Origin of the sequence: Microvirga sp. 2MCAF35 (assembly GCF_052115545.1) — a bacterium.
Lineage (GTDB): Bacteria > Pseudomonadota > Alphaproteobacteria > Rhizobiales > Beijerinckiaceae > Microvirga.
Window position 1 is genome coordinate 164,367 of sequence record NZ_JBFRGW010000002.1, and the last position, 23,564, is coordinate 187,930.

At 65.6% G+C, this 23,564-nt stretch carries 17 protein-coding genes; 11 read left to right on the forward strand and 6 right to left on the reverse strand.

The features are described from left to right. The first annotated feature begins 61 nt into the window (after nucleotides 1-61). From AB4097_RS01870 to AB4097_RS01885, 4 genes are all read left to right on the forward strand, one after another. Nucleotides 62-1,606, forward strand: coding sequence for a helicase HerA domain-containing protein (locus AB4097_RS01870; protein WP_442036683.1), 1,545 nt, complete (start codon nucleotides 62-64; stop codon nucleotides 1,604-1,606). A 152-nt stretch (nucleotides 1,607-1,758) separates the two neighbouring features. Further along, entirely contained in the window at nucleotides 1,759-3,612 is a 1,854-nt protein-coding gene (locus tag AB4097_RS01875; RefSeq protein ID WP_442036685.1) for an ABC transporter ATP-binding protein, read from the forward strand. 248 nt (nucleotides 3,613-3,860) lie between these two features. After that, nucleotides 3,861-5,297 (forward strand): M20 family metallopeptidase, encoded by a 1,437-nt coding sequence (locus tag AB4097_RS01880; protein WP_442036687.1) that lies wholly within the window; start codon nucleotides 3,861-3,863, stop codon nucleotides 5,295-5,297. A gap of 74 nt (nucleotides 5,298-5,371) precedes the next feature. After that, nucleotides 5,372-5,896, forward strand: a complete 525-nt coding sequence (locus AB4097_RS01885; protein ID WP_442036689.1) for a GNAT family N-acetyltransferase — start codon at nucleotides 5,372-5,374, stop codon at nucleotides 5,894-5,896. Here the strand turns inward: AB4097_RS01885 and AB4097_RS01890 are convergent. Together AB4097_RS01890 and AB4097_RS01895 are read right to left on the reverse strand one after the other, a co-directional pair. After that, a complete protein-coding gene (locus AB4097_RS01890; protein WP_442036691.1) occupies nucleotides 5,893-6,417 on the reverse strand; it encodes a SixA phosphatase family protein in 525 nt (174 codons plus the stop codon). The two genes, AB4097_RS01885 and AB4097_RS01890, sit on opposite strands and share 4 nt — an antisense overlap. Continuing rightward, nucleotides 6,417-7,262 (reverse strand): AAA family ATPase, encoded by an 846-nt coding sequence (locus tag AB4097_RS01895; protein WP_442036693.1) that lies wholly within the window; start codon nucleotides 7,260-7,262, stop codon nucleotides 6,417-6,419. The genes AB4097_RS01890 and AB4097_RS01895 overlap by 1 nt, the downstream gene beginning before the upstream one ends. Before the next feature lie 138 nt (nucleotides 7,263-7,400). Here AB4097_RS01895 and AB4097_RS01900 point away from each other — a divergent pair, with 138 nt between their 5' ends. The 5 genes from AB4097_RS01900 (at nucleotide 7,401) to AB4097_RS01920 (ending at nucleotide 13,505) form a co-directional block, all read left to right on the forward strand. Beyond that, the gene (locus AB4097_RS01900; protein ID WP_442036695.1) at nucleotides 7,401-8,228 is read left to right on the forward strand and encodes a hypothetical protein; all 828 of its coding nucleotides are present in this window, start codon (nucleotides 7,401-7,403) and stop codon (nucleotides 8,226-8,228) included. A gap of 65 nt (nucleotides 8,229-8,293) precedes the next feature. Further along, on the forward strand, nucleotides 8,294-9,580 hold the full coding sequence (locus tag AB4097_RS01905) for a cystathionine gamma-synthase family protein (protein WP_442036697.1): 1,287 nt from the start codon (nucleotides 8,294-8,296) through the stop codon (nucleotides 9,578-9,580). 243 nt (nucleotides 9,581-9,823) lie between these two features. Continuing rightward, nucleotides 9,824-11,671: a cation:proton antiporter domain-containing protein gene (locus AB4097_RS01910; protein ID WP_442036699.1), complete on the forward strand. Its 1,848-nt coding sequence runs from the start codon at nucleotides 9,824-9,826 to the stop codon at nucleotides 11,669-11,671. A gap of 44 nt (nucleotides 11,672-11,715) precedes the next feature. After that, entirely contained in the window at nucleotides 11,716-12,891 is a 1,176-nt protein-coding gene (locus AB4097_RS01915) for a vWA domain-containing protein (protein WP_442036701.1), read from the forward strand. Between the two features lie 44 nt (nucleotides 12,892-12,935). Next, a complete protein-coding gene (locus tag AB4097_RS01920) occupies nucleotides 12,936-13,505 on the forward strand; it encodes a hypothetical protein (RefSeq protein ID WP_442036703.1) in 570 nt (189 codons plus the stop codon). 128 nt (nucleotides 13,506-13,633) lie between these two features. Here AB4097_RS01920 and AB4097_RS01925 read toward each other — a convergent pair whose 3' ends face one another. After that, nucleotides 13,634-14,059, reverse strand: coding sequence for a universal stress protein (locus AB4097_RS01925; RefSeq protein ID WP_442036705.1), 426 nt, complete (start codon nucleotides 14,057-14,059; stop codon nucleotides 13,634-13,636). Between the two features lie 14 nt (nucleotides 14,060-14,073). Next, nucleotides 14,074-14,394: a 2Fe-2S iron-sulfur cluster-binding protein gene (locus AB4097_RS01930; protein ID WP_442036707.1), complete on the reverse strand. Its 321-nt coding sequence runs from the start codon at nucleotides 14,392-14,394 to the stop codon at nucleotides 14,074-14,076. Nucleotides 14,395-14,710: 316 nt separating this feature from the next. Between AB4097_RS01930 and AB4097_RS01935 the strand changes: the two genes are divergently transcribed. Then, on the forward strand, nucleotides 14,711-19,510 hold the full coding sequence (locus AB4097_RS01935) for a hypothetical protein (RefSeq protein ID WP_442036709.1): 4,800 nt from the start codon (nucleotides 14,711-14,713) through the stop codon (nucleotides 19,508-19,510). A gap of 106 nt (nucleotides 19,511-19,616) precedes the next feature. Here the strand turns inward: AB4097_RS01935 and AB4097_RS01940 are convergent, their stop codons facing one another. After that, complete coding sequence (locus tag AB4097_RS01940; RefSeq protein WP_442036711.1) at nucleotides 19,617-20,225, reverse strand: flavin reductase family protein; 609 nt, start codon at nucleotides 20,223-20,225, stop codon at nucleotides 19,617-19,619. A 25-nt stretch (nucleotides 20,226-20,250) separates the two neighbouring features. Continuing rightward, nucleotides 20,251-20,814: a nitroreductase family protein gene (locus tag AB4097_RS01945; protein ID WP_442036713.1), complete on the reverse strand. Its 564-nt coding sequence runs from the start codon at nucleotides 20,812-20,814 to the stop codon at nucleotides 20,251-20,253. A gap of 291 nt (nucleotides 20,815-21,105) precedes the next feature. Between AB4097_RS01945 and AB4097_RS01950 the strand changes: the two genes are divergently transcribed. Then, nucleotides 21,106-23,550: a YfhO family protein gene (locus AB4097_RS01950; RefSeq protein WP_442036715.1), complete on the forward strand. Its 2,445-nt coding sequence runs from the start codon at nucleotides 21,106-21,108 to the stop codon at nucleotides 23,548-23,550. Nucleotides 23,551-23,564 lie beyond the last annotated feature (14 nt).

Sequence of the window (23,564 nt, forward strand, 5' to 3'; positions counted from 1 at the left end):
TTAAGCCTTGCCGTGTTAGGACCGTGCCCGATCGTTTTGGAGTATCGCAAGAGGGAGGCTGATGAAGGTCGGCATCGACATGGGGTTGGCGTCCACCGCCCCAGGGGGACAATCGGCATTGCTCGATCTGGAAGAGCTTCTGGCGACGCGTCTGCTCGTCCAAGGCAATTCCGGTTCCGGCAAGTCGCATCTCCTGCGCCGCCTTCTCGAGCAGAGCGCCAACCTCGTCCAGCAGGCCATCATCGACCCCGAGGGCGACTTCGTCACCCTGGCCGACAAGTTCGGCCATGTGGTGGTCGATGCCTCCCGCAGCGAAGGCGACCTGCAGCGCATCGCCGCCCGCGTCCGCCAGCACCGGGTCTCCGTGGTTCTCAGCCTGGAAGGTCTCGACTCCGAAGCGCAGATGCGCTGCGCGGCCGCCTTCCTGGGCGGCCTCTTCGATGCGGAGCGCGATTACTGGTATCCCATGCTCGTGGTGGTGGACGAGGCGCAGCTCTTCGCCCCCGCCGCCGCAGGCGATGTTTCCGACGAAGCGCGAAAAGTGTCCCTCGGCGCCATGACCAACCTCATGTGCCGTGGTCGTAAGCGCGGATTGGCCGGTATCATCGCCACCCAGCGCCTCGCGAAGCTCGCCAAGAACGTGGCGGCGGAAGCCTCGAACTTCCTCATGGGCCGCACCTTCCTAGACATCGACATGGCCCGCGCGGCCGATCTCCTGGGCATGGAGCGCCGTCAGGCCGAGATGTTCCGCGACCTCGAACGCGGCCATTTCGTCGCCCTCGGCCCTGCCCTGTCGCGCCGCCCGCTGCCGATCCGCATCGGCACGGTCGAGACCTCGACCCGCAGCGGCACCTTCAAGCTCATGCCCCTGCCTGAGCAGCCTAGGCAAGAAGCCCGAGACCTCATCTTCAAGGCCAGTGAGGACGAGATTGCCGCCCGCCCGGTCATGCCGCGCCGCGCGCCCCCGCCGCCTCCGGCTCCGACCACGAACGATCTCCTGGCCCAGCTCGCCCGCACGAGACCAGCCGCCGCGCCGGAGCCGCAAGTCGAGGAAACCGAGCAGTCCAAGGCCGAGCGCGATGCCACGCTCGATGCGATCCTGCGCGAGATCCTCGACGACCCGGAAGCCGCCTTCCGCTCCGTGGCCGTGCTCTATCAGGACTTCCTGGTCCGCTGCCGCATCCGCCGTGTCTCCGGCGAGCCGTTGAACCTCAACGCCTTCCGCCGCCGCCTGGCGGTCGCCCGCGCCGGCGTCGACACGGCCACGGCCGAAGGCTCGGAATGGGACCGCGCGGTCGCCTTCGCGGCCGATCTGGCGGAGGACCTCCAGGGCGTGTTCCTGCTCATCGCCCGCGCGGCCATGGAAGGCACGCCCTGCCCGCCCGACGGCGAGATCGCCCGCGCCTGCGGCAGCCGCTCGCCCGGCCGCGCCCGGCGCCTCATCGCCTACATGGAAAGCCGCAACATCGTCGTGACCCGCAACGACCCACGCGGCCTGCGCATCATCGCCCTCCCCGATCTCGGATGGGAAACCGGCCCCGGCGATCCCAACGCCTTCGAGGAACCGCAGGCGCCGGAGGCGCGGGATCTGTTCGCGATGGGATAGGGCATCAACCGCCCGGTTTCAAAGCGACGGAAGCCCCGTGATGGCATTCATCAATTAATTTGTCGGCCATCCGTCACCCCGCGGACAAAGATCGCTGCATCATTGCGCCTCCTTGGCCCGTTGATTCGGGCCAAAGCCGATGAGACGTACTGATGTTCCGCTTCTTCGAGACCCGGATTGACTTCACCAGAAAGCCGCCGGAGGAATCGCCGCCGGATAATCTCTGGGGGTTTTACTGGCACTTCATCGCCCAGGCGAAAGGGCTCTTCGTGGCGCTCTTCGCCCTCGGCTTCGTGCTGGCCGTGGTCGAGGCGCTCGTGCCCTGGCTCATCGGCCGTCTGGTCAATGCCATCTCGCATACTTCGCCCGAAGGCATCTTCCATGAGGCCGGACCGCTGCTGATCGCCATGGGGACGATCATCCTCCTGGTGCGGCCGCTCGGGACGATCCTGTTCCGTCTCTTGGTCAACCATTCCCTGGCGGTCTCCTTCACCACCATGGTTCACTGGCAGAACTACTGGCACGTGGTGCGCCAGCCACTGGGCTTCTTCCAGGAGGATTTCGCCGGCCGCATCGCCAACCGGGTGCTGCAGACGGGCCGCCCCTTGCGCGAGACGATCCTGTCGGTGGCCCGCGCCGTCTGGCAGATCCTGATCTTCGGCGCAGCCTCCATCGGCCTCCTCGGAACGCAGGACTGGCGCCTCGCCCTGCCTATGACCGGTTGGTTCAGCCTTTACGCGATCCTGCTGGTCGTCGCCCTGCCGCGCATCCAGAAGCTCTCCCGCACATCGAGCGAGGCGCGCTCGGCCGTCACCGGCAAAGTGGTGGACAGCTTCACCAACATCATGACGGTCAAGCTGTTCGGACGCCGGAAAGATGAGGACGACTACATCAGCGAAGGTTATCGCTGGCTCAACGATGCCTTCATGAGCCAGCAGCGCCTCAACACGCTCTATGTGGCGGGCCTCACCTTTCTGAACGCCATCTTCCTGGTCGCCACCGGCGCCATGGCGATGTGGCTCTTCAGCGCGAACCGCATCGATGCGGGCACCCTGACCACCGCCCTGCTGCTCTCCACGCAGATCGTCTCCATGTCGGGCTGGGTGGCCTTCGAGGTCATGAGCATCTTCGAGAATGTCGGCACGGTGCAGGAGGGCATGAAGACGATCTCGCGCCCGCTGACCATGCAGGACAAGCCGACCGCCCGCCCCTTGACGGTGACCCGGGGCGAGATCCGCTTCGATCATGTCGATTTCTCCTACGGGGACGGCGACAAGGTCATCGACCGGCTGAACCTCACCATCCGGCCCGGCGAGAAGATCGGCCTTGTCGGGCGCTCCGGCGTCGGCAAGACGACGATGGTCAACCTACTCCTGCGCTTCTTCGAGCCTCAAGGCGGCCGGATCCTGATCGACAACCAGGACATCGCCGACGTGCGCGAGGAAAGCCTGCGCTCGCAGATCTCGGTGGTGACGCAGGACACCTCCCTGCTGCACCGCTCGATCCGGGAGAACATCCTCTACGGACGGCCTGCGGCGGGTGAAGAGGCCATGCGCGAGGCGGCGCGCCAGGCGCATGCGATCGAGTTCATCGAGCGCCTCGTCGACGGGCGCGGGCGGCGCGGCTTCGATGCCCATGTGGGCGAGCGTGGCGTAAAGCTCTCCGGCGGCCAGCGCCAGCGCATCGCCATCGCCCGCGTGATCCTCAAGGACGCGCCGATCCTGATCCTGGACGAGGCGACCTCGGCGCTCGATTCCGAGGTGGAGGCCGCGATCCAGGAATCGCTCGCGACCCTCATGGAGGGCAAGACGGTGATCGCCATCGCCCACCGCCTCTCGACCCTGCAGCTGATGGACCGCCTGATCGTCATGGACGATGCCCGCATCGTCGAGGAAGGCACGCACGAGGAGCTTCTGGAGAACGGCGGCCTCTATGCCGGCCTGTGGTCGCGCCAGTCCGGCGGATTTCTTGCCGCGCGCAGGGGTGTGGCGGACGAGGCGGTTTAGAGGCCTGACGGTTCTGCCCGGTCCCATAAGGTCTGGCCCGGGAGAAGATACCGCCCGACGTCATGGCCGGCCTTGTGCCGGCCACCCCGATTTCGTGAAGCGCCGCGCTCTTCGGATCGAGATCACCGGCACAAAGCCGGTGATGACGACGGAAATCCCTACCCCGCGAAACGTGAACGACCCCTCCCTTCCCTATCGGCACGAACCTGATAAGGTGCGCCGATCCATTTTTGAGACAAGATAACATTATGCATAACGACCGTCTGAGCATTGAGGCCATCGCCCGCCATGTGGATGCCAAGGCCGACACTTATTGCGATTTGAGCGACCGCATCTGGGCCGCGCCGGAACTTGCCTTCGAGGAGCATCGCGCCGTGGCCGAGCAGGTTGCCATGCTGGAGCGCGAGGGATTTCGCATTACGAAGAACGTCGGCGGCATGGCGACGGCCTTCGTGGCGGAATGGGGCTCGGGCGGATCCATCGTCGGCATCCTCGGCGAGTTCGATGCCCTGCCCGATCTGGCGCAGGAATCCGGCCGGACCGAGCACCGTCCGACCGTGACGGGAACGCCGGGCCATGGCTGCGGCCACAATCTGCTGGGGGCGGGCTCCGCGCTGGCGGCCGTCGCCCTCAAGGACGCGCTCGAGGCCGAGGGGATCGCCGGCACCGTGCGCTATTACGGCTGCCCGGCGGAGGAGAGCGGGTCGGGCAAGACCTTCATGGCCCGCGCCGGCCTGTTCCACGATCTCGACGCCGCCTTCTGCTGGCATCCGAGCGTGGTGAACGAGGTCCAGACCTCGTCGTCGCTCGCCTGCATCCAGGCCTATTTCCGCTTCAGGGGCCGCGCGGCCCACGCCGCGGCCGCTCCGCATGTGGGCCGGTCCGCCCTCGACGCGGTCGAGCTGATGAATGTGGGCGTGAACTACATGCGCGAGCACATGCCGTCGGATGCGCGCGTGCATTACGCAACCACCAATACGGGCGGCAATGCGCCGAACGTAGTCCAGGCCTTCGCGGAGTCGCTCTATCTCGTGCGCTCGCCCCATCTGCCGGATGCGGAGCGCCTGTTCGAGCGGGTGAAGAAGATCGCCGAGGGCGCAGCCCTGATGACGGAGACCACCGTCACGGTGCAGATCACGGATGCCACCTCCAATGTGCTGCCCAACAAGGCGCTGCAGGAGGCCATGTACGAGAACATGCGCCGCCTCGGCCCGCCCGGTTTCGACGCGGCCGATTTCGCCTTCGCGGAAAAGCTGCAGAAGGCCGCCCTGACGAACGAGGAGATCCTCGCAAGCGTCAAGCCACACGATCTCTCTCTCAAGACCAAGGTACTGCACGACGGCGTGCTCGCCATGCCGGTCCGCGAAGAGGTCATGATGGGCACCACGGACGTGGGCGACGTGAGCTGGATCGTGCCCACGGTGCAATGCCACGCGGCCTGCTTCGCCATCGGCACCCCGTTCCACACGTGGCAGCTCGTCACCCAGGGCAACCTGCCCGCCGCGCATAAGGGCATGGTGCTCGCCGCCAAGGCCATGGCGGCGACCGCCGCCGATTGCCTGCGCAATCCCGATCTTGTCGCCCGCGCCAAGGCGGAGCTGAAGGAGCGCAACGGCGGCCGCGATTACCTTTGCCCGATCCCGGACGACGTCACGCCCGACGACCTGCGCGCCAAGGCGGCCTAGTTAAGGACTACCCTCCTCGTCGTCCGGTTGGGGCGACGTTGGAGGGCACTCACGCAATTGCCCCTCAGGAACTCATGTCCGACAGCTTTTCAATCCGACCTCTCCGGCCATCGGATGCCCCCGCCTATCGGGATCTGAGGCTGGAGGCACTGCAAAGCAGCCCGGAGGCCTTCGGGTCCAGCTACGAGGAAGAGGCGCCGCTGTCGCTGGAGACGATCGCGGCACGTACTCCCACATCCGGCCCGAATGCGATCTTCGGCGCCTTCGCTGCGGACGTGCTCATCGGCATGGCGGGCTTTGCCGTCTACGAGCGCTTGAAGACCCGGCACAAGGGTGTCATGTGGGGCGTCTTCGTGAAGCCGGAATGGCGCAAGCAGCGCGTCGGGCAGGCCCTCGTCCGGCAGGTGATCGACCACGCTTCCCGGCATGTGATCATGTTGGAGGCGGCCGTAGGTCTCACGAACGAGAGCGCACGGCGCACCTATCACGGCCTCGGCTTCAAGCCCTACGGCATCGAACGCAAGGCGATCCGCGTCAGTGATGTCTTCCACGACGAGGAGCTGCTGTATCTGGATCTTCCGCAGCCCAAGGGAGCTTAATCGTCCTCGCCGCTTCCGAGGGATTTCGGCGTGACGAAGCGCTCCAACCTTCCGGATTTGTGCCCGACATCGGCCCAATCGCTCACCGCGAAATCGATGACGGCCAGACCCGCAGTCGGGTATTTCTGACCGAGGCGTAAAATCCCGTCCATGTCGCCCTCGCCGATGAGGAGCTTTGCCAGTTCCTCGAAGCCGGGATTGTGGCCGATCAGCAGAAGGGTGCGGGCCTCGGGCTCCACCTCGCGCAGGATGTCGAGCAGGCGCCCGACGGGCGCCTCGTAGATCCGTCCGTCCCGGCGCATCTCGATCTCGCCGAGGAACGGCTGGACCCGCTCCCAGGTCTCCTGCGTCCGCCGCGCCGGCGAGACGACGACGAGATCCGGCTCGAGCCGTTCGCTCTTCAGGTAGCTCCCCATGACGAGGGACGCCTCCTGCCCCCGCTTGGCGAGCGGGCGGTCGAGGTCCAGGGTGCCCGAGGGCCAGGCGGCTTTGGCATGGCGGAGAAGCAGGAGACGAAGCATCAGCGGCCTTCCCGTCTGGCTATGAACGCGAGCTTCTCGAACAGGCTCACATCCTGCTCGTTCTTCAACAGCGCTCCGTGGAGTGGCGGAATGAGCTTGCGGGTGTCGCGCTCGCGCAGCTGCTCGGGGCCGATATCCTCGGAGAGCAGGAGCTTGAGCCAGTCGAGCAGCTCGGAGGTCGACGGTTTCTTGCGCAGCCCCGGCACATCGCGCACATCGAAGAAGATCTTCAGTGCCTCCTCGACCAGACGGTGCTTGATGCCGGGGTAATGCACCTCGACGATCCGGGCCATGGTCTCGGCATCCGGGAACTTGATGTAGTGAAAGAAGCAACGGCGCAGGAAGGCGTCCGGCAGCTCCTTCTCGTTGTTCGACGTGATAATCACGATGGGCCGCCGGGCCGCCTTCACGGTTTCGCCCGTCTCGTAGACGAAGAACTCCATGCGGTCGAGTTCCAGCAGAAGGTCATTCGGGAACTCGATGTCGGCCTTGTCGATCTCGTCGATCAGCAGCACGGGCCGCACCTCGGACGCGAAGGCTTCCCAGAGCTTGCCGCGCTTGATGTAGTGCCGGATGTCCGACACGCGCGGATCACCGAGCTGGCTGTCGCGCAGGCGTGAGACGGCGTCATACTCGTAAAGCCCCTGCTGGGCCTTGGTGGTCGACTTGATGTGCCAGGTCAGGAGCGGGGCATTGACGCTCCGGGCAATTTCCTCCGCCAGAACCGACTTGCCCGTCCCCGGCTCGCCCTTCACCAGGAGCGGGCGCTCCAGGGTGATGGCGGCATTGACCGCCACCGTGAGATCCTCGGTCGCCACATACGATTCCGTTCCGGCAAAACGCATCCAACAATCCTTCCTGCATTGCCCGTGAAGATGCGGAAAGTGCGCGGCCGAAACAAGCCGTCTTTCAGAAAATGAAACTATCTTTCAATTTCTTGCCCATTGCGCGAACATGGTTTTCTCATTGATCGAGAAAACCTCATGGCCGCGTTGCTCCCCCGGATTCTGGCTCTTCTGTCGTTGCTTCTTCTCCCCGCCATGGCTCACGCCCAGAAATCCCAAGCCGAGAAAACCAAGGACCAGACCCGCGGCGACATGACCTTCGTCGCCCTGGACACTTCGTCGCTCTGCACGGATTGCAGCATCGTACAGGCCACGGGTACGTTCGGATCGGAAACGATCGCAGCCTATCGCGATCTGGTCTGGCGAGCGCGTTTGAAGAAAAACAGCTACTTCCTCTTCCATTCGCCGGGCGGCAGCATGAAGGCGGCGATGGAACTGGGCAGGATCCTTCGAAACCTGAAGGTCAACACCATTGTTGGACGGGCCTATATCCGCAATGGCGAAGTCGAGATCGAGCCCGGAACCTGCGCCTCGGCCTGTCTGTTTGCCTTTGCCGGCGGCACCACACGAAGCATGCCGAAGAATTCCAGGCTCGGTGCCCACAGCTGGATGCCGATTCCTTTGCTGGATCTGGGCCAGCCGAATGCAAAGAAAGTGGCGCCCCCGCAGCTCAGCCAGGGTGTCGTTGGGGAAATCCATCGCCAGACAGCAGATTATCTGAGCTATCTTCAATCGATGGGAATCGACCTTCGTATCGCAGTGACCATCCTGCAGACGCCCTTCAGCAGCATGACGTGGGTTTCACCCCGCAATCAGAGCCTATGGAGCTTGGTGACGATCGATTCGAGCCTCAGCACGGCGGGAGACAGACGCTGGCCCGTCCTTTTCCTTCCGTCGGGGGAGTCTGCAGCCTCGAAACGACAGTTAAACGCGAGTGAGCGCCGAGGCGATGGGCCGTCGCTTTAAGAAGGGCCTTGTGTTCCGGCTGCCAATCGGGTCGAAGGAAACATAAAACGGGAGGATAATGACCTATGGCTTACAATCGCTATCACAAGGACCGAATCGGAAATCACAAGCTGCACCCCGAAACCCTGATGCTGGGCTACGGATACGATCCGACCCTGTCGGAAGGGGCCGTGAAGCCGCCGGTGTTCCTGACGTCCACCTTCGTGTTCAACAGCGCCGAACACGGCAAGGAATTCTTCGATTACGTGGCGGGCCGCCGGGAGCCGCCGCAGGGCGAGGCGGCGGGCCTCGTCTATTCCCGGTTCAACCATCCTAATTCCGAGATCGTCGAGGACCGGCTCGCCGTCTTCGAGGAGGCCGAGGCCGGCCTTCTGTTCTCCTCCGGCATGTCGGCCATCGCGACGACGATCCTGGCCTTCGCCCGGCCGGGCGACGTGATCCTCCACTCGCAGCCCCTCTACGGCGGCACCGAGACGCTGATCGCGAAGACGCTCGCCAACATGAGCATCGGGGCGGTCGGATTCGGCGACGGCGTGGACGAGGCCGGAATCCGGGCTGCCGCCAAGGAGGCTCAAGGAAAGGGCCGCGTATCGGTCATCATGATCGAAACGCCCTCCAATCCGCTCAACACCCTGGTGGACGTCGCCCTGATCAAGAGAATCGCGGACGATATCGGCCAGGCTCAAGGCCACCGCCCGGTGATCGTCTGCGACAACACCCTGCTCGGCCCCCTCTTCCAGAAGCCCCTCAAGGACGGCGCCGACATCTCGGTCTATTCGCTCACGAAATACGTTGGCGGCCACTCGGACCTGATCGCCGGCGCGGCGCTCGGATCGAAGGAGTTGATGAAGACCGTGCGCCTGCTGCGCTCGGCCATCGGCACCCAGCTCGACCCGCATTCCTGCTGGATGCTCGGCCGCTCGCTCGAAACGCTCGCCCTGCGCATGAACGCAGCGAACCGCAATGCGGAGATCGTCGCCAAGTTCCTGCATGAGCACCCGAGCGTGGTGAAGGTGCATCACCTCGCCTATCTGCCGGAAGGCTCGCGGGCGAAGGCGGTTTACGAGGCACAGTCGGACGCCCCCGGCTCCACCTTCTCCTTCGACGTCAAGGGCGGCGAGGCCGAGGCCTTCCGGGTTCTCAATGCGCTCCAGGTCTTCAAGCTGGCGGTGAGCTTAGGGGGTACGGAATCGCTGATCTCGCACCCGGCGTCCACGACCCATTCGGGTGTGCCGAAGGCCACACGCGACCGCCTCGGCGTCTCAGACGCCACCATCCGCGTCTCCATCGGCATCGAGCACCCGGACGATCTGGTGGCGGATCTGGCGCAGGCGCTGTCGACACTGGGTTGAGCGGACCCGCCATCGCGGATAAAGCGCAGCGACAGTCCGCAATGGCTTTCAGAATAGAGCGCAACAAGCCCTCTCCCCCACAAGGAGAGAGGGGATACCAGCGCTTTGTCTGGCAAAGGCGAGATGGGCAGGGCCATCTCGCCCATGCGCTCATGTCGCGCCCGCCATTCCGCTTCGCGCGGCATTAACCGCTTGCGCATTCCCGGCCGGTAGAACGAAGATGGTTTCAACCGGAAGGAAGCAATGGCCGCTGCGATAGACCTGCAGTCCTATCAGGAACCCATTCTTTTTCTGGCAACGGCCGGCATCGTCGTCCCCCTGTTTCACCGGCTCCGAATCAGCCCGGTCCTGGGGTTTCTGGCGGCAGGCGCGTTGCTGGGACCCTACGGGCTCGGGCGGCTTATGCCGAGCCATCCTTGGATCAACTGGATCACCTTCACCAATCCGGAGGGGACCTCGCGCCTGGCCGAGTTCGGGGTCGTGTTCCTCCTGTTCACGATTGGCATCGAACTGTCGTGGCAGCGCCTTCGCACCCTGCGGCGCCTCGTCTTCGGATTCGGATCGCTACAGGTACTGCTGGGCGCGTTGGTTCTGGGTCTAGCGTTCTACGCGCTCAAAACCGTCGAGACGATCACTGCGGCTACCGTCATCGGCTTGGCCCTCGCCCTGTCGTCCACGGCCATCGTGATTCCGGTTCTGGCCGAGCGGAAGCGCCTCAATACGGCGGCCGGTCGGGCGAGCTTCTCTGCCCTCCTGTTCCAGGACCTCCTGGTGGCGCCGATCCTGTTCACCATCGCGGTGCTCGATACGAGCAGGCCCGAGGTGACCCTGTCGTCCTTTGCCATCCTGCTTCTGCAGGCGGTCGTCGCGCTTGTCCTGATCATCGGCCTCGGCCGCCTCATTCTGCGGCCCTTCTTTCAGTTCGTCTCGGTGACGAAGAGCCCGGAGCTGTTCATGGCGGCCTGCCTCCTCGTCGTGATGGTGACCAGCCTGATCGCCGCTGTCAGCGGCCTGTCGATGGCCTTGGGCGCCTTCATCGCCGGCATCCTCCTGTCCGAGACGGAATACCGGCGCGCCATCGACGTCACCATCCAGCCCTTCAAGGGGCTGCTCCTGGGCGTGTTCTTCGTGTCGGTCGGCATGAGCCTGGACTTGTTCCGCTTCCTTGAAGCGCCGCTTCTGATCCTCTCGCTGGCGGCCACGGTCATCGTCATCAAGGGCCTCACCATCGTGGTGATCGGACGCCCCTACGGCCTCAACACCGCCGAGGCGGCCGAGACGGGACTTCTGCTGGGGCCGGGCGGCGAGTTCGGCCTCGTGATCCTGGGCGCCGCGATGATGGCCGGTCTCGTTCCCGCCGGGATTGGCCAGAACCTCCTGCTCGTGACGACCCTCACCATGGTGGCGATCCCGCTCCTGGCCCGCCTCGGACAGCGCCTCGGCCGCAAGCTCGAGGTTCGCCGGCCGCTCGATCCCCTCGTGGCCGTCGCGCCGCCGACGGACGAGGTCGGCCGTGTCATCATTGCCGGTTATGGCCGCGTCGGCCAGCTTGTCGCCGAGATGCTCGACCGGCACAAGGTGCCCTATCTCGCCATCGACCTCGACCCTGCCCGCGTCGCATCGGAGCGCAAGGCCGGGAAGCCGGTCTTTTACGGCGACGGAACCTATCCCGAGTTCCTGCGGGCCTGCGGCATCGATCGGGCTCTGGCCCTCGTCATCACCCTGGATACCTTGAGCTCCATCGAGGGCGTGGTGTCCGCGGCCCGGCAGGAATGCGCGGACATCACCATCGTGGCCCGGGCCCGGGATGCGCGGCATGCGATGCAGCTCTATGAGCTCGGCGTGGACGATGCTGTGCCGGAAACCATCGAGGCGTCCCTTCAGCTCACCGAAGCGGTCCTGAGCGATATCGGGGTTCCCATGGGCCTCGTGATCGCGTCGATCCACGAAAGGCGGGACGAGTTCCGGGAAATCCTCCGCAAGAAGAACCCGAAGCGCGATCCGGACCGGGTCGTTTTCCAGGCGCGCCGGCGTGTCGGCAAGCCGGCCCCTTCGACCGTGGCCGAGGAGACGACGCAGGTCGACACCTGAATTCGGCGTCTTGACCTTCCTAGGGTTTGTCGGACACTGACCCGATGTTCCTGACCTTCTTCACAGAACTGCGCGCGGCCAAGGTGCCGGTCTCGTTCCGCGAATACCTGTCCCTGCTGGAGGCGCTCGACCGGGACCTCGCCGATAAGAGAGTCGAGGAATTCTACTATCTCTCCCGCGTCTGCCTCGTGAAGGACGAGCGGCATTTCGACCGTTTCGACCAGGTCTTCGCCCATGTGTTCAAGGGCATCGAGAGCATGGGCCACGCGGTCGACGCCACCGGGATTCCGGAGGAATGGCTGCGCAAGCTCGCCGAGCGCTACCTCACGGACGAGGAGAAGAAGCAGATCGACGCCATGGGCTGGGAGATGCTTTGGGAGAACCTGAAGGAGCGCCTCAAGGAGCAGAAGGGCCGCCACCAGGGCGGCAACAAATGGATCGGCACGGCCGGAACCTCGCCCTACGGCGCCTATGGCTACAACCCGGAAGGCGTCCGCATCGGTCAGGACAAGAACCGCAATTTCCGCGCCGTGAAGGTGTGGGACAAGCGCGAGTTCAAGGATTTCGACGACAGCGTCGAGCTCGGCGTGCGCAACATGCGCATCGCCCTGCGCCGACTGCGCCGCTTCGCCCGCACCGGTTCGGCGGAAGAGCTCGACCTCGACGAGACGATCCACGAGAGCGCCCACAAGGGCTATCTGGATGTGCGCCTGCGCCCGGAGCGCCGCAATGCCGTGAAGGTGCTGCTCTTTCTCGACGTGGGCGGCTCGATGGACTGGCACATCGAGATCGCCGAGGAGCTGTTCTCGGCGGCACGGCTCGAGTTCAAGCATTTCGAGCACTTTTACTTCCACAACTGCGTCTACGAGAACCTGTGGAAGGAGAACCGCCGGCGCTTCAACGAGGTGATCCCCACCCTCGACGTGATCCGCACCTATCCGTCCGATTACCGGGTCGTCTTCGTGGGTGACGCTTCCATGAGTCCCTACGAGGTGACGCATCCCGGCGGCTCGGTGGAGCACTGGAACGAGGAGCCCGGCCAAGCCTGGCTCCGGCGCATCCTCGACCATTTCCCGAAAGCCGTGTGGCTGAACCCGGTGCCGCAGCCGCATTGGGGCTACACCCACTCCATCGGCCTGATCCGGCAGGTCTTCGGCGAGCGGATGTACCCGCTCAACCTCGAAGGCATCGATCACGCGATGCGCGAATTGGTGCGGTAGGTTTCATCGTTTGCCGAAACACCAGTGCGCAGCTAAGAAGCCGCATGACCCAGACCTACACCCATAGCCCCAAGCCCTTCGGCGGACCGATTTCCTTCCTGCTCAAGGGCGAAAAGCTCACGGTGGATTCCGGCCGCAAGGTACGCGAGGTCCAGCTCGGCGCCGTCGAAACCGTGCGCATGACCTTCGAACCCGGCCGGCTGGCGCAAAAGTCGTTCCGCACGAAAGTGACCATGAAGGACGGCAAGGCCTTCACGTTCAGTTCGCTGAACTGGAAGAGTCTGGTCGAGGCGCGGGAACTGACCCAGGAATACCGAGGCTTCACCCAGGCTCTCTGCGAGGCCATCGCACGGGCCAATCCGCAGGCGCGGTTCTTGGCGGGAAAGCCCATGGGACTTTGGCTGCCCACCTCGGCCCTGGCCGTCGCGTCGCTGCTGGCCATGGCCGTCATGATCTGGCAGGCCCTTCGGATGGGAGCGACCGGCGTCGCCCTGCTGGGCGCGCTCTTCGCCGTCGTGGGGATTTGGCAGATCGAGCCGATGATCCGTCTCAACAAGCCCCGCCCCTTCCGGGCCGGAGAGTTGCCGGCGGAGCTTTTGCCGAAGGCTCCTTAAGGAGGAGACGTTCCGCTCCCCGCGTCATCACCGGCACAAGGCCGGTGATCTCGATCGGAAAGGCACGGCATTTCATGGCAACGGGATGGCCGGGACAAGCCCGACCATGACAGCGTGAGAATTGTAGCTCAGGCCCGCACCACCAGCACCGAGCACCTGGCGTGTCGCACGATGGTGGCGGCGTTGGAGCCGAGGAGGTAGGTCGCCATTGTCGGCCGGTGAGAGCCGATCACCACGAGATCGGCGCCCGTCTTCTCGGCCTCGTCCAGAACCTCGTTGTAGACCGAACCGAGCCGCACGACGGCGGAGACGCGTTCGGCCGGGAGGGCCACCTTGGCGGCGAGTTCGGCCAGCTTCCTCTCCGCCTCGCCCTGCTGCTCGTCGTCGAAGGTCGGCGGCATGAATTCCATATAGGTGACGGGCACGATGGCGCGCACATAGATCAGGCGCAGGGTGCCGCCCGACGCATTCGCAAGCTCGACGGCCTTGCCGATGGCGGGCTGCGCCGCCTCCACTTCACCGAGATCGACGGGGACCAGGATCGTCTTGAACATGGCTTTCTCCAGATTCAGCCTTGGCGGGTGGGAGTATGAACGACGAGGCCGTCGAGTTCGGGCCGAACACGGATCTGACACGAAAGCCGCGAATTGGGGCGCACGTCGTAAGCGAAGTCGAGCATGTCCTCTTCCATCGGTTGAGGCTGGCCGGTCGCAACCTCCCATTCCTCGGCCACATAGACGTGACAGGTCGCGCAGGAGCAGGCTCCCCCGCACTCCGCCTCGATGCCCGGGATCCCGTTGCGGATCGCGGTTTCCATGACGGTGGAGCCCTCCTCCGCCTCGACGGTGCGGGCTGTGCCTTCGGCATCGATGAACGTAATATTGATCATTGCGGACCTCTGCTTGTCGGCGCATACTTATGACAGACTGCACCGGAAGACGAGAGATGGGCGCGAAACCTGCCGTCTTTTCGCCGTAATTTTCCCTGGTAGAGCAGGTTACCAAGCCGTTAACGACGTTCACAGATGGCAGGGGACATTGGGTTTCCTTGTTTCAGATCGGCCGCTAGACTTGCTTGGTAAATGACAGATTACCGTGCGGTATTCCTTGAATGGGGTTCCGCGCCGGTTGAGGCCACGCATTCACCTCGTTTCTCAGGGAATGAAGCGGCTTCAACCATCATCAGTTGCGTCACGAGGGCGGATCATGGCGACCGAGAACAAGAAGATGAAGGACCCGGCTGAGGCGGCCCTGTCGGCTGTCGAGCAGGCACTCAACCTCGAAGAGACATTCGTGATCCACACGCCGGAGCGCTCGGGCAACAAGCCCTATGAAGAGCCCAAGCTGCCCGATATCGACGATCACGACTTCACCAGGGGTCCCTTCGGTCTCGGTTCCGATTCCCTGTCCGCCCAGGCCGACGACCACGATCCCAGGCTCGACGACATGGCCCGCTCCGGTTTCATCGCCCCCGACCGGAGCGCCGTTGCCAATGACGATCGACAGAACGTGGGCGTGATGCTGCAGGCCCTTCAGGTTCGCCCCTCCCGCCGCGCCTACTGGATGGCCGCCCTCGCCTCCCTGCTCTGGCTCGGCGGAGTTGGAGCCCTGGTCTATACGCAGGGCATCACCACCCCCGAGCAATTGCTCGCCACCTTCTCGACTTCGCAGCTGGCCCTCGGCGCCGTCGGTCTCGTGGCGCCCCTCTTCCTGTTCTTCATCGCCGCGATGCTCACGGTCCGCTCGCAGGAGATGAAGCTGGTCGCCCGTGCGGTCGGCGAAGTCGCCGTGCGCCTGGCTCAGCCGGAAAACTTCTCCACCGATGCGGTCCTGTCCGTTTCGCAGGCCGTGCGCCGTGAAGTGGCCGCCGTCGGCGACGGCGTCGAGCGGGCCCTGGCCCGCGCGGGCGAACTCGAAACCCTTGTGCGCAGCGAGATCTCCACGCTGGAGCGCGCCTATTCCGACAACGAGATCCGCATCCGCTCCCTCATCGACGAACTCGTCGCGCAGCGCGAGGCCATCGTGTCGAACGCGGAGCGCGTGCGCGGCTCCATCACGGGCGTGCACCAGAGCCTGATTCAAGATCTCGACGGCGCCAGCGAGCGTGTCGTTTCGGCCGTCAGCGGCGCGGGCGACAAAGTCACCGCCTCGCTTGAACAGCAGGGCGATCACATCACCCAGGCTCTCGGCCGCGCCGGCGAGCGCGTCGTCGAGGAAATGGCGAGTCGCGGTGTCGAACTGGTGGAGCGCCTCTCGGGCTCCAGCGACGAGATCAAGAACGGCATCTCGGAGGTGGGCACCACCATCACGAGCGCTCTTGAGAGCAAAGCACAGGACATCACGGGCGCGTTCGAGCGCACCGGCGACCTCCTGACCCGCCACCTGCAGGACGGCGCGAGCCAAGTCACCCGCACGCTCGCCGAAACCGGCCGCGGCGTGATCGACGCCCTCGCCCAGCAGGGCAACGATGTGCGTGAGGCCTTCGAACACACGGCCCGCAGCCTCGAGGACAGCTTCGCCCAGCGCGGAGCTGAGATCACCGAGAAGCTGGCCGCCACGGGCGGCGTGATCGCCGACGACATCTCGGCCCGCACGGCGGAAATGCGCGACCAGATCGCAACGGCAGGCGCCCTGGTGGGCGAGGAGATCGCGACCCGTGGCACGCAGGTGCGCGAGCAGCTCTCGACCACCGGCGCCACGCTCGTTCAGGAGCTCACGGCCAGCAGCAGCACCCTGCGCGAGGAATTCGCCCTGACGGCAGGCTCTCTGATCGAGGAGCTGGCGACCCGCGGCAGCACCCTGCGCGAGCAGCTCGCCACGACCGGAACGGGCGTCGTCGACGAGATCGTGCTGCGCGGCAGCGAATTCCGCGAGCGCCTGGCTACGACGGCGGCCGACGTGACGCGCGAGATCAGCGAGCGCGGCGGTGAAGTGCGCGAGCAGCTCGAGAGTGCCGTGCGCCTTGCCGACGAATCCATCGGCAGCCGCGTCGAGGATCTGGCGAGCCGCCTCGAGACCGCGAGCCAGCGCGTCAGCGAATCCGTCACCGTTCAGGGACAGGCCCTGGAGACCAGCCTCACCGAGGCCGGCGAGCGCGTCTCGCTGCTCATGGGCAACCAGGTCGAGGAATTCCGCACCGCTTTCGAAACGCGCGGCAAGGAATTCTCGGAGACGCTCTCCCTCCACACGGACGAGGCTCAGACCCGTCTGGCAACCACCGCCAAGGACATCGTTCTCGCCATCGCGTCCCAAGGATCGCGCGTCAACGATGTGCTCAGCCGCACGGCGGAAACCCTGTCCACCACGGTCGATACCCGCACCCGGGAGATGGAAGAGGTCCTCGGCTCTCGCCTCACGGCTCTGGAGGGCGTCATGGCCCGCGGCGGCGAGATGGCCGAGCGCATGTCCCGCGACGTGGGCAGCCTGACCGAGACGATCAGCGGCCGCTTCGAGGAGATGGATCGTCTCATCACGGTGCAGGGCCGGGTCGTGGCCGAAACATTCGCCGAGCGCGCCCGCGAAGCGACCACCGCCATCGAGACGCAGCTCACCGCCCTTGAAGAGCACGCCTCGCGGCGCAGCTCTGAGATCACGGTCAATTTCGACACCATCGTCGAGCGGGTCGACACCGTTCTCGGTGCCCGCTCCACGGCCCTCAACGAGGCTTTGGTCGTTCGCACTGGCGAGATGGCCCGCGTCATGGCCGAAGGCGGACGCGACGTGGCAACCGCCCTCCAGGAGCGCGTCGACGAGATCAGCCAGGCGATCACCGCCAAGACCAACGCGATTGCCGATACACTGTCCTCCAGGGCCGAGCAGATCGGCGAAACCCTCGACAGCCGGATCGCGACGATCAACGAGGTTCTCGGCAGCCGCTCCGACGAGATCACGGAAACCCTGGGCGCCCGCGCTTTTGAGATCAACCAGACCCTGGGAAGCCGCGCCGAGGAAATCGCCAACGCTCTCGACCAGAGCGTCACGATGCTTGAAGACCGGGTCGTGAACCGCCTCAGCGGCGTTGCCGAGACCATCGACGAGCGCGGACAGGCCGTTCTCGGCTCGCTCACCAGCCGCATCGGCGAGATCCGCTCGATCTTCGATACGGAAGGCGCGTCCCTCGTCGAGAACCTCGGCAACCGTGGCGAGGTGATCGGCCGCGAAGTCGCCGCCATCAGCGACACGACCCTGCGCACCCTCGAAGAGCGCAGCACGGCCGTCATCGACAGCCTGCAGGACCGCAGCAGCACCCTGCTCTCCTCTCTCCAGGAGCGCACCATGGAGCTGACCGCCTCCTACATGCAGTCGACGGAGGCGATGCGCAGCGCCCTCGACGTGGGCACTCAACAGACCGTCGCAACCCTCACCGGCACCAGCGACCGTCTGCGCGGCGAACTCACCGACGTGCTCGGCCGCCTGCAGGATGCCAACCGGCTGCTCCAGCAGGTCGCGGCGTCCGCCAGCAGCAATCTCGGCGCCGTCGAGGATGGGCTTGCCGGACGCGTCCAGCACATCGAGTCGCTGCTCGCGGAGATCGCCACCCAGACGGGACGCGCCTCCGACCAGGTAGCCGATCAGGTCGACGCCCTGCGCAGCGTGTCCTCCGGGGCCATCCAGCAGGCTATGGACCTGGCCCAGAGCCTCGAGGAGCGCGGTCGCACGCTGACAGACACCACCACTGAGCAGATGCGCACCCTCACCGAGGCCACGAGCGCGCTGGAGCGTGTCGAGGCCCGCATGAGCGACGCCCTGTCCAGCCGCCAGCAGGCCCTGGATGAGCTTCTCGGTCGGATCACCGAGCGGTCGCAGGATCTGGAATCCGTCACCCGCTCCTTCACGACCCTGCTGGAAGGTTCCCTCGAGAACGCCGACGCGAAGGCGCGCCAGCTCGGCTCGATCCTGGCCGCGACCGCGGATACGGCGACGAACGCCATCGGCGAGCAGTTCGAGCGCATCCGCACCAGCACGGGCGAGGAAAGCGCCCGTACGGCCGCTGCTCTGCGCGCCAGCTACGAGCAGGCCGCGGCCGAAATGGCCGAGGCGCTCGGCAACGCCACCGCGAAGTTCCGCGACACGATGGGCGATCTGCGCGGCATGACGGGCCAGATCCAGCGCGAGCTGGAAGCCACCCGCGCCGAACTCCGCCGCGGCGTCGTGGAACTGCCGCAGGAGACGCAGGAAGCCAGCGCCAACATGCGCCGCGTCGTCGCCGACCAGATCAAGGCTCTCAACGAGCTGTCCGCCCTGGTGTCGCGCTCCAACCGCCTGGTGGATGCAGCACCCGCTGCCCAGCCGCGCAAGGCCGCCGTCAACGAGACGCCGGTCGCCGCCACCATGGCGGCAGTCGCGGCTGCGGTCGAGCAGCGGATCGCGCAGAATCCGGCCCCCGCGCCTGCCCCGGCCCCGACGGTGGCCCGTCAGGCCGAGCCCAAGCCTGCTCCTGCTCCTGCTCCGACCCCTGCGCCTGCGCCCGCCCCGGCTCCGGCCCCCGCCCGCCCGGCTCAGCCCGCGGCCGAGCGTCCGGCTCCGCGCCGGGAGGAGGCGCCCGCCCGCGACGCCGCCAATCGCGGCGGCTGGCTGTCGGATCTCCTGAACCGCGCCTCCCGCGACGAGGAGGCCATGGAGCCCGCCCGCGCGCCGGCCCGTGCCGACCGCGCCCGCACCAACAGCCTCGAATCCCTGGATTCGATCTCGGTCGACATCGCCCGGATGATCGATCACGACGCGGCCGTCGAGCTGTGGGACCGCTATCGCCGCGGCGAGAGCAACGTGTTCACCCGCCGCCTCTACACCCTGCAGGGCCAGCAGACCTTCGACGAGATCCGCCGCAAGTACCGTCGCGACGACGAGTTCCGGCAGACCGTGGACCGGTACGTGGAAGAGTTCGAGCGCCTGCTGTCGGAAGTCTCCCGCGACGACCGCGACTCCATGCTGACGAAGACCTATCTCACGTCGGAGACCGGCAAGGTCTACACCATGCTGGCCCATGCGAGCGGCAGGTTCGACTGAGGCGATCTGAACTTCACGCCAACATGAAAACGCGGCCTCCGGGCCGCGTTTTTTTCTTTTGGGATTTGGCTCAGCGCGAACATCGGGTCCGCGCGATGCGCCGGGTTCAGCCCCCAGGCCTCGTCATCGCGAACTTGGTCTCCGGCGTCGCCACGAAGTAGTCCCGGTAGCCCGAGCGGGCGATGGGGCGCATGGCGGCGGTGTCGACGAGGCCGTTCACGACGTAGCGGTCGTCGATATGGATTCCGACGACCTGCCCGATCACGAGGTAATAGGACGGGTCGCCGCCGCCGAGAGGATTGAGCGGCACGGTCTGAAGCCACTTGCATTCGAGCGCCGCGAGGGCGTCGGCCACCCGTGGCGGCTTCACGAGTCGGGAGGGGGCGGATTTCAGGCCCGCATGGTCCATCTCGTTCTCCCCGCGCTGCAGAGCGGCCGACGTGGCGTTCATCTGCTCGCGCAGGTCATAGGTCGCCAGATTGCAGACAAACTCGCCCGTCTCCTCGACGAAGGTGAGCGCATCCTTCCTGCCTGCGGACGAGAACGCCACCATGGGCGGGCGCTCCGACACGGCATTGAAGAACGAATAGGGCGAAAGGTTCACCTCCCCTTTCGCACTCATGGTGGTGATCCAGCCGATGGGCCGGGGCGTGACGATGGCCTTGAACGGATCGTGCGGAAGGCCGTGGGCGTTGGTCGAGGTTTCGTAAAACATGAAGTGGGATTCCCCGGCGGATGTGTCAGTACCGCGTCACGATGTCCGCGAGGTTGGGCCGGTCGCGGTCGGTCGGCGTCTCCTTGGCCGTGCCGATATGGACGAAGCCTGCGATCCGCTCATGGGGCTTGAGCCCCAGGGCATCCAGCACGCGCCGGTCGAACGCGGCCCAGCCCGAGAGCCAGGATGCGCCATAGCCGAGAGCGGTGGCCCCGACGAGAAGGTTCATGCAGACCGCCCCCGCGGAGAGAACCTGCTCCCAGTCCGGGATCTTCGCATGCGGCACCACGCGGGACACCACCGCGACGACCAGGGGGGCGTTCGTAAAGCGCTCCCGCTCGACTGCGAGTTGCTCGGCGCCGGCACCCGGATTGTCCGCCTGGAAGATGGCAGCCAGCACCTCGCCGAGGCGCCCGCGCCCCTCGCCCTGGATCAGGATGAAGCGCCAGGGAACGAGCTTGCCGTGGTCCGGGACCCGGGATGCGACCTTAAGAAGCGTTTCGACCTCCTGCTCGGACGGCCCCGGCTCGCCCAGCCAGCGCGGAGGGACGGAGCGGCGCTGCAGAAGGCGGGAGATACTATCATTCATGGGATCTTCATCCGGCTTGAATAATGTGGAACAATGTAGATGGATGCCTAAAGGCGGCAGGTCAGGAAAGCCCCGGCTTGCCATCGTCTCGCCGTCTTGCTGCGTTTGAGGAAGCGCGGGCATCCCGAAGAAGCATCGCTGAACAAAAGAAACAGCAGCGGATGTATAGGGGGAGTGCGGTCAGACGCCAAGCAGGTTTCAAACCATGGCGGACCTAGGGGCATGCGCAGGCAGGCCGGCTGATGGGTCCCATGACGAGAAATGGGTTGGCGGGACGCCGCGTTGAGAGCAATGCAGACATCGATTTCAGGACTGGATAGTCCAGCTTCCCTGCCAACCTGGTCGCAGCGCCGGACGCTCACGGCATTCGCCCTGATCCTGGCGGCCTGGGCGCTCGCAATGTCCATCTGGCCCCTGACCGGGACCGTCGTTCCCTGGGACTCGAAGAACCAGTTCTATCCGACCCTGCGCTACCTGGGCAGCGCACTCGCCCATGGGGAGCTGCCCCTCTGGAACCCCTACCATTTCGGCGGGCATCCCTCGGCGGCCGACCCTCAATCCCTGCTGTTCACGCCCACTATGCTTCTGTTCGGATGGCTCGTCCCGGAGCCGTCCATGCAGCTCTTCGACGTAGTCGTCTTCGCCCATTTCCTCCCCGGGGCCCTGGCTTTCGTGCCCCTGTTCCGCCGCCGGGGATGGCATCCGGCGGGCGCCGTCGTGGCCGCCCTGGTCTTCATGCTCGGCGGTTCGGCCACGGCCCGGCTCCAGCATACCGGCATCATCTTCAGCTACGGGTTCTTCCCGCTCGCCTTCTGGCTCCTGGAGGAAGCCCTGGACCGCCGCTCCTACCGTTACGGTCTGCTCTTCGCCCTCAGCGCGGCCATGATGGTCATCGGGCGCGATCAGGTCGCCTTCCTCTGCGGCCTCACGCTCATCGCGCTGGCCGCGCAGCGGATCTGGGCGGCGCCTCGATCACTGGCCTATCTCCAATCCCGCCTCGGTCTCCTGCTCTTCATGGGGCTGATCGGCGGCACGCTTCTGGCCGTCCCGATCGTGCTGACGATGCAGTTCCTCGCCACCTCGACCCGGCCCTCCTTCGGGTTCGGCGTGGCGGCCATGGGGTCCCTGCCGCCGGAGAGCCTGGCGACGATCGTGTTCGGCAACGTCTTCGGCTCCCTGCGCTGGACCTACGATTATTGGGGACCGGACTGGCATAGCCTCTCCGAGGGAACCTGGACCGACCGGGCGACCAACTACCTGTTCATCGGCACGATCCCGGCCCTCTTCCTGCTCTGGCACGGGGTGGCGGGCGGGCGCCTGTTCGGCCGTGAGTTCCGCTTCTTCCTCGTCATGGGTATCGCGGCGACGCTCTATGCGCTCGGGCGCTACACACCGGGCTTCGTCGTGATCTTCGATCACCTGCCGGGCGTGGACCTCTACCGCCGGCCGGCCGACGCGACCTTCCTGATCAACATCGCCCTGGCCTTCGCGGCTGGCTATCTCGTCCACCGCTACGCGACGGAAGGCGTGCCGCAATGGAAGCGGGCGACCCTCGGCCGGCTCTGGGCGGCCCTGCCGCTCCTGGCCATGGGCCTGGTGGTCGCCGCCGCCGCCAGCGCCATGGCCTTTGCCATCAAGGGCGGGTTCGTCTCCCCGGCCCTGACCGAGATCGGTGTCAGCCTTGCCGTGGCGACACTGGCCATCGTGGCCATCACGAGGATGAGCGGCGCGTCCCGCTGGCGCGAGGCCATCGCCCTCGTGCTGGTGACCCTGACGGGCGCGGAGCTGATCGGGCGTCATGCGGCGTCGGCCCTGAATGCGGAGCCCGCCGAGCGCTACACGATCTTCACCAAGCTCCCGCCGGAGCAACTGCAGGGCCTGCAGATCCTCAAGCGCGAGCTCGCCGACCGGCATGCGAGGGGCGAGTATCCCCGCGTCGAGATCCTCGGCCTGCAGGGAGCCTGGCAGAACGCCTCTATGGTTCTCGGGATCGAGGACACCATCGGCTACAACCCCTTGCGTCTTGCCGATTACGAGCGCGCCATCGGTCCCGGCGAGAACGCGGAAGATCCCAACCTGCGCAGCTTCCCGACGAGCTTCAGGGGCTACAATTGTGAGCTCGCCAGCCTTCTGGGCCTCGACTATGTCGTGCTCGACCGGCCCGTGGAGAAGCTGCCGCGCCATTTCCCGCGCCTGACCGATGCCGAGATCGTCTATGGCACCGGGCGGATGTGGATCTACCGCCTGAACACCTCCGTTCCGCGCGCCTATGTGGCCCATCATGCCACGCCCGTTGATTCCGAGGCCGTGCTGGGCGAGGACGAGCTGCCGGAGTTCAACCGCGAGACGGAAGCCCTCATCGACACCGACAGCATGCCGCGGCTCAAGGCTTCTTACCAAGCGGCCGGTACCGCTCCCGATGAACCCAAGGGAGAAGCGCGCATCATCAGCTACATGCGGAACTCGGTCGCGCTCGATGTCGAGAGCAGCGACAACGGCATATTGGTGCTGCACGACATCAATTATCCCGGCTGGGAGGCCTGGGTCGATGGCGAGCGCCGGCCGATCCTGCGCGCCAATCTCCTGTTCCGAGGAGTCGAGGTCGGTCCCGGACGCCACCGGGTCGAGTTTCATTTCCGGCCGATGTCGCTCGAGAATCTGGTTGCGGCCGCCTCCGATCTCGTCAAAAGCGAGGAGAAGCGGATTCAGACGGCGATTGCTTCGCCGCTCCCATGAGAACCCATTTCAGC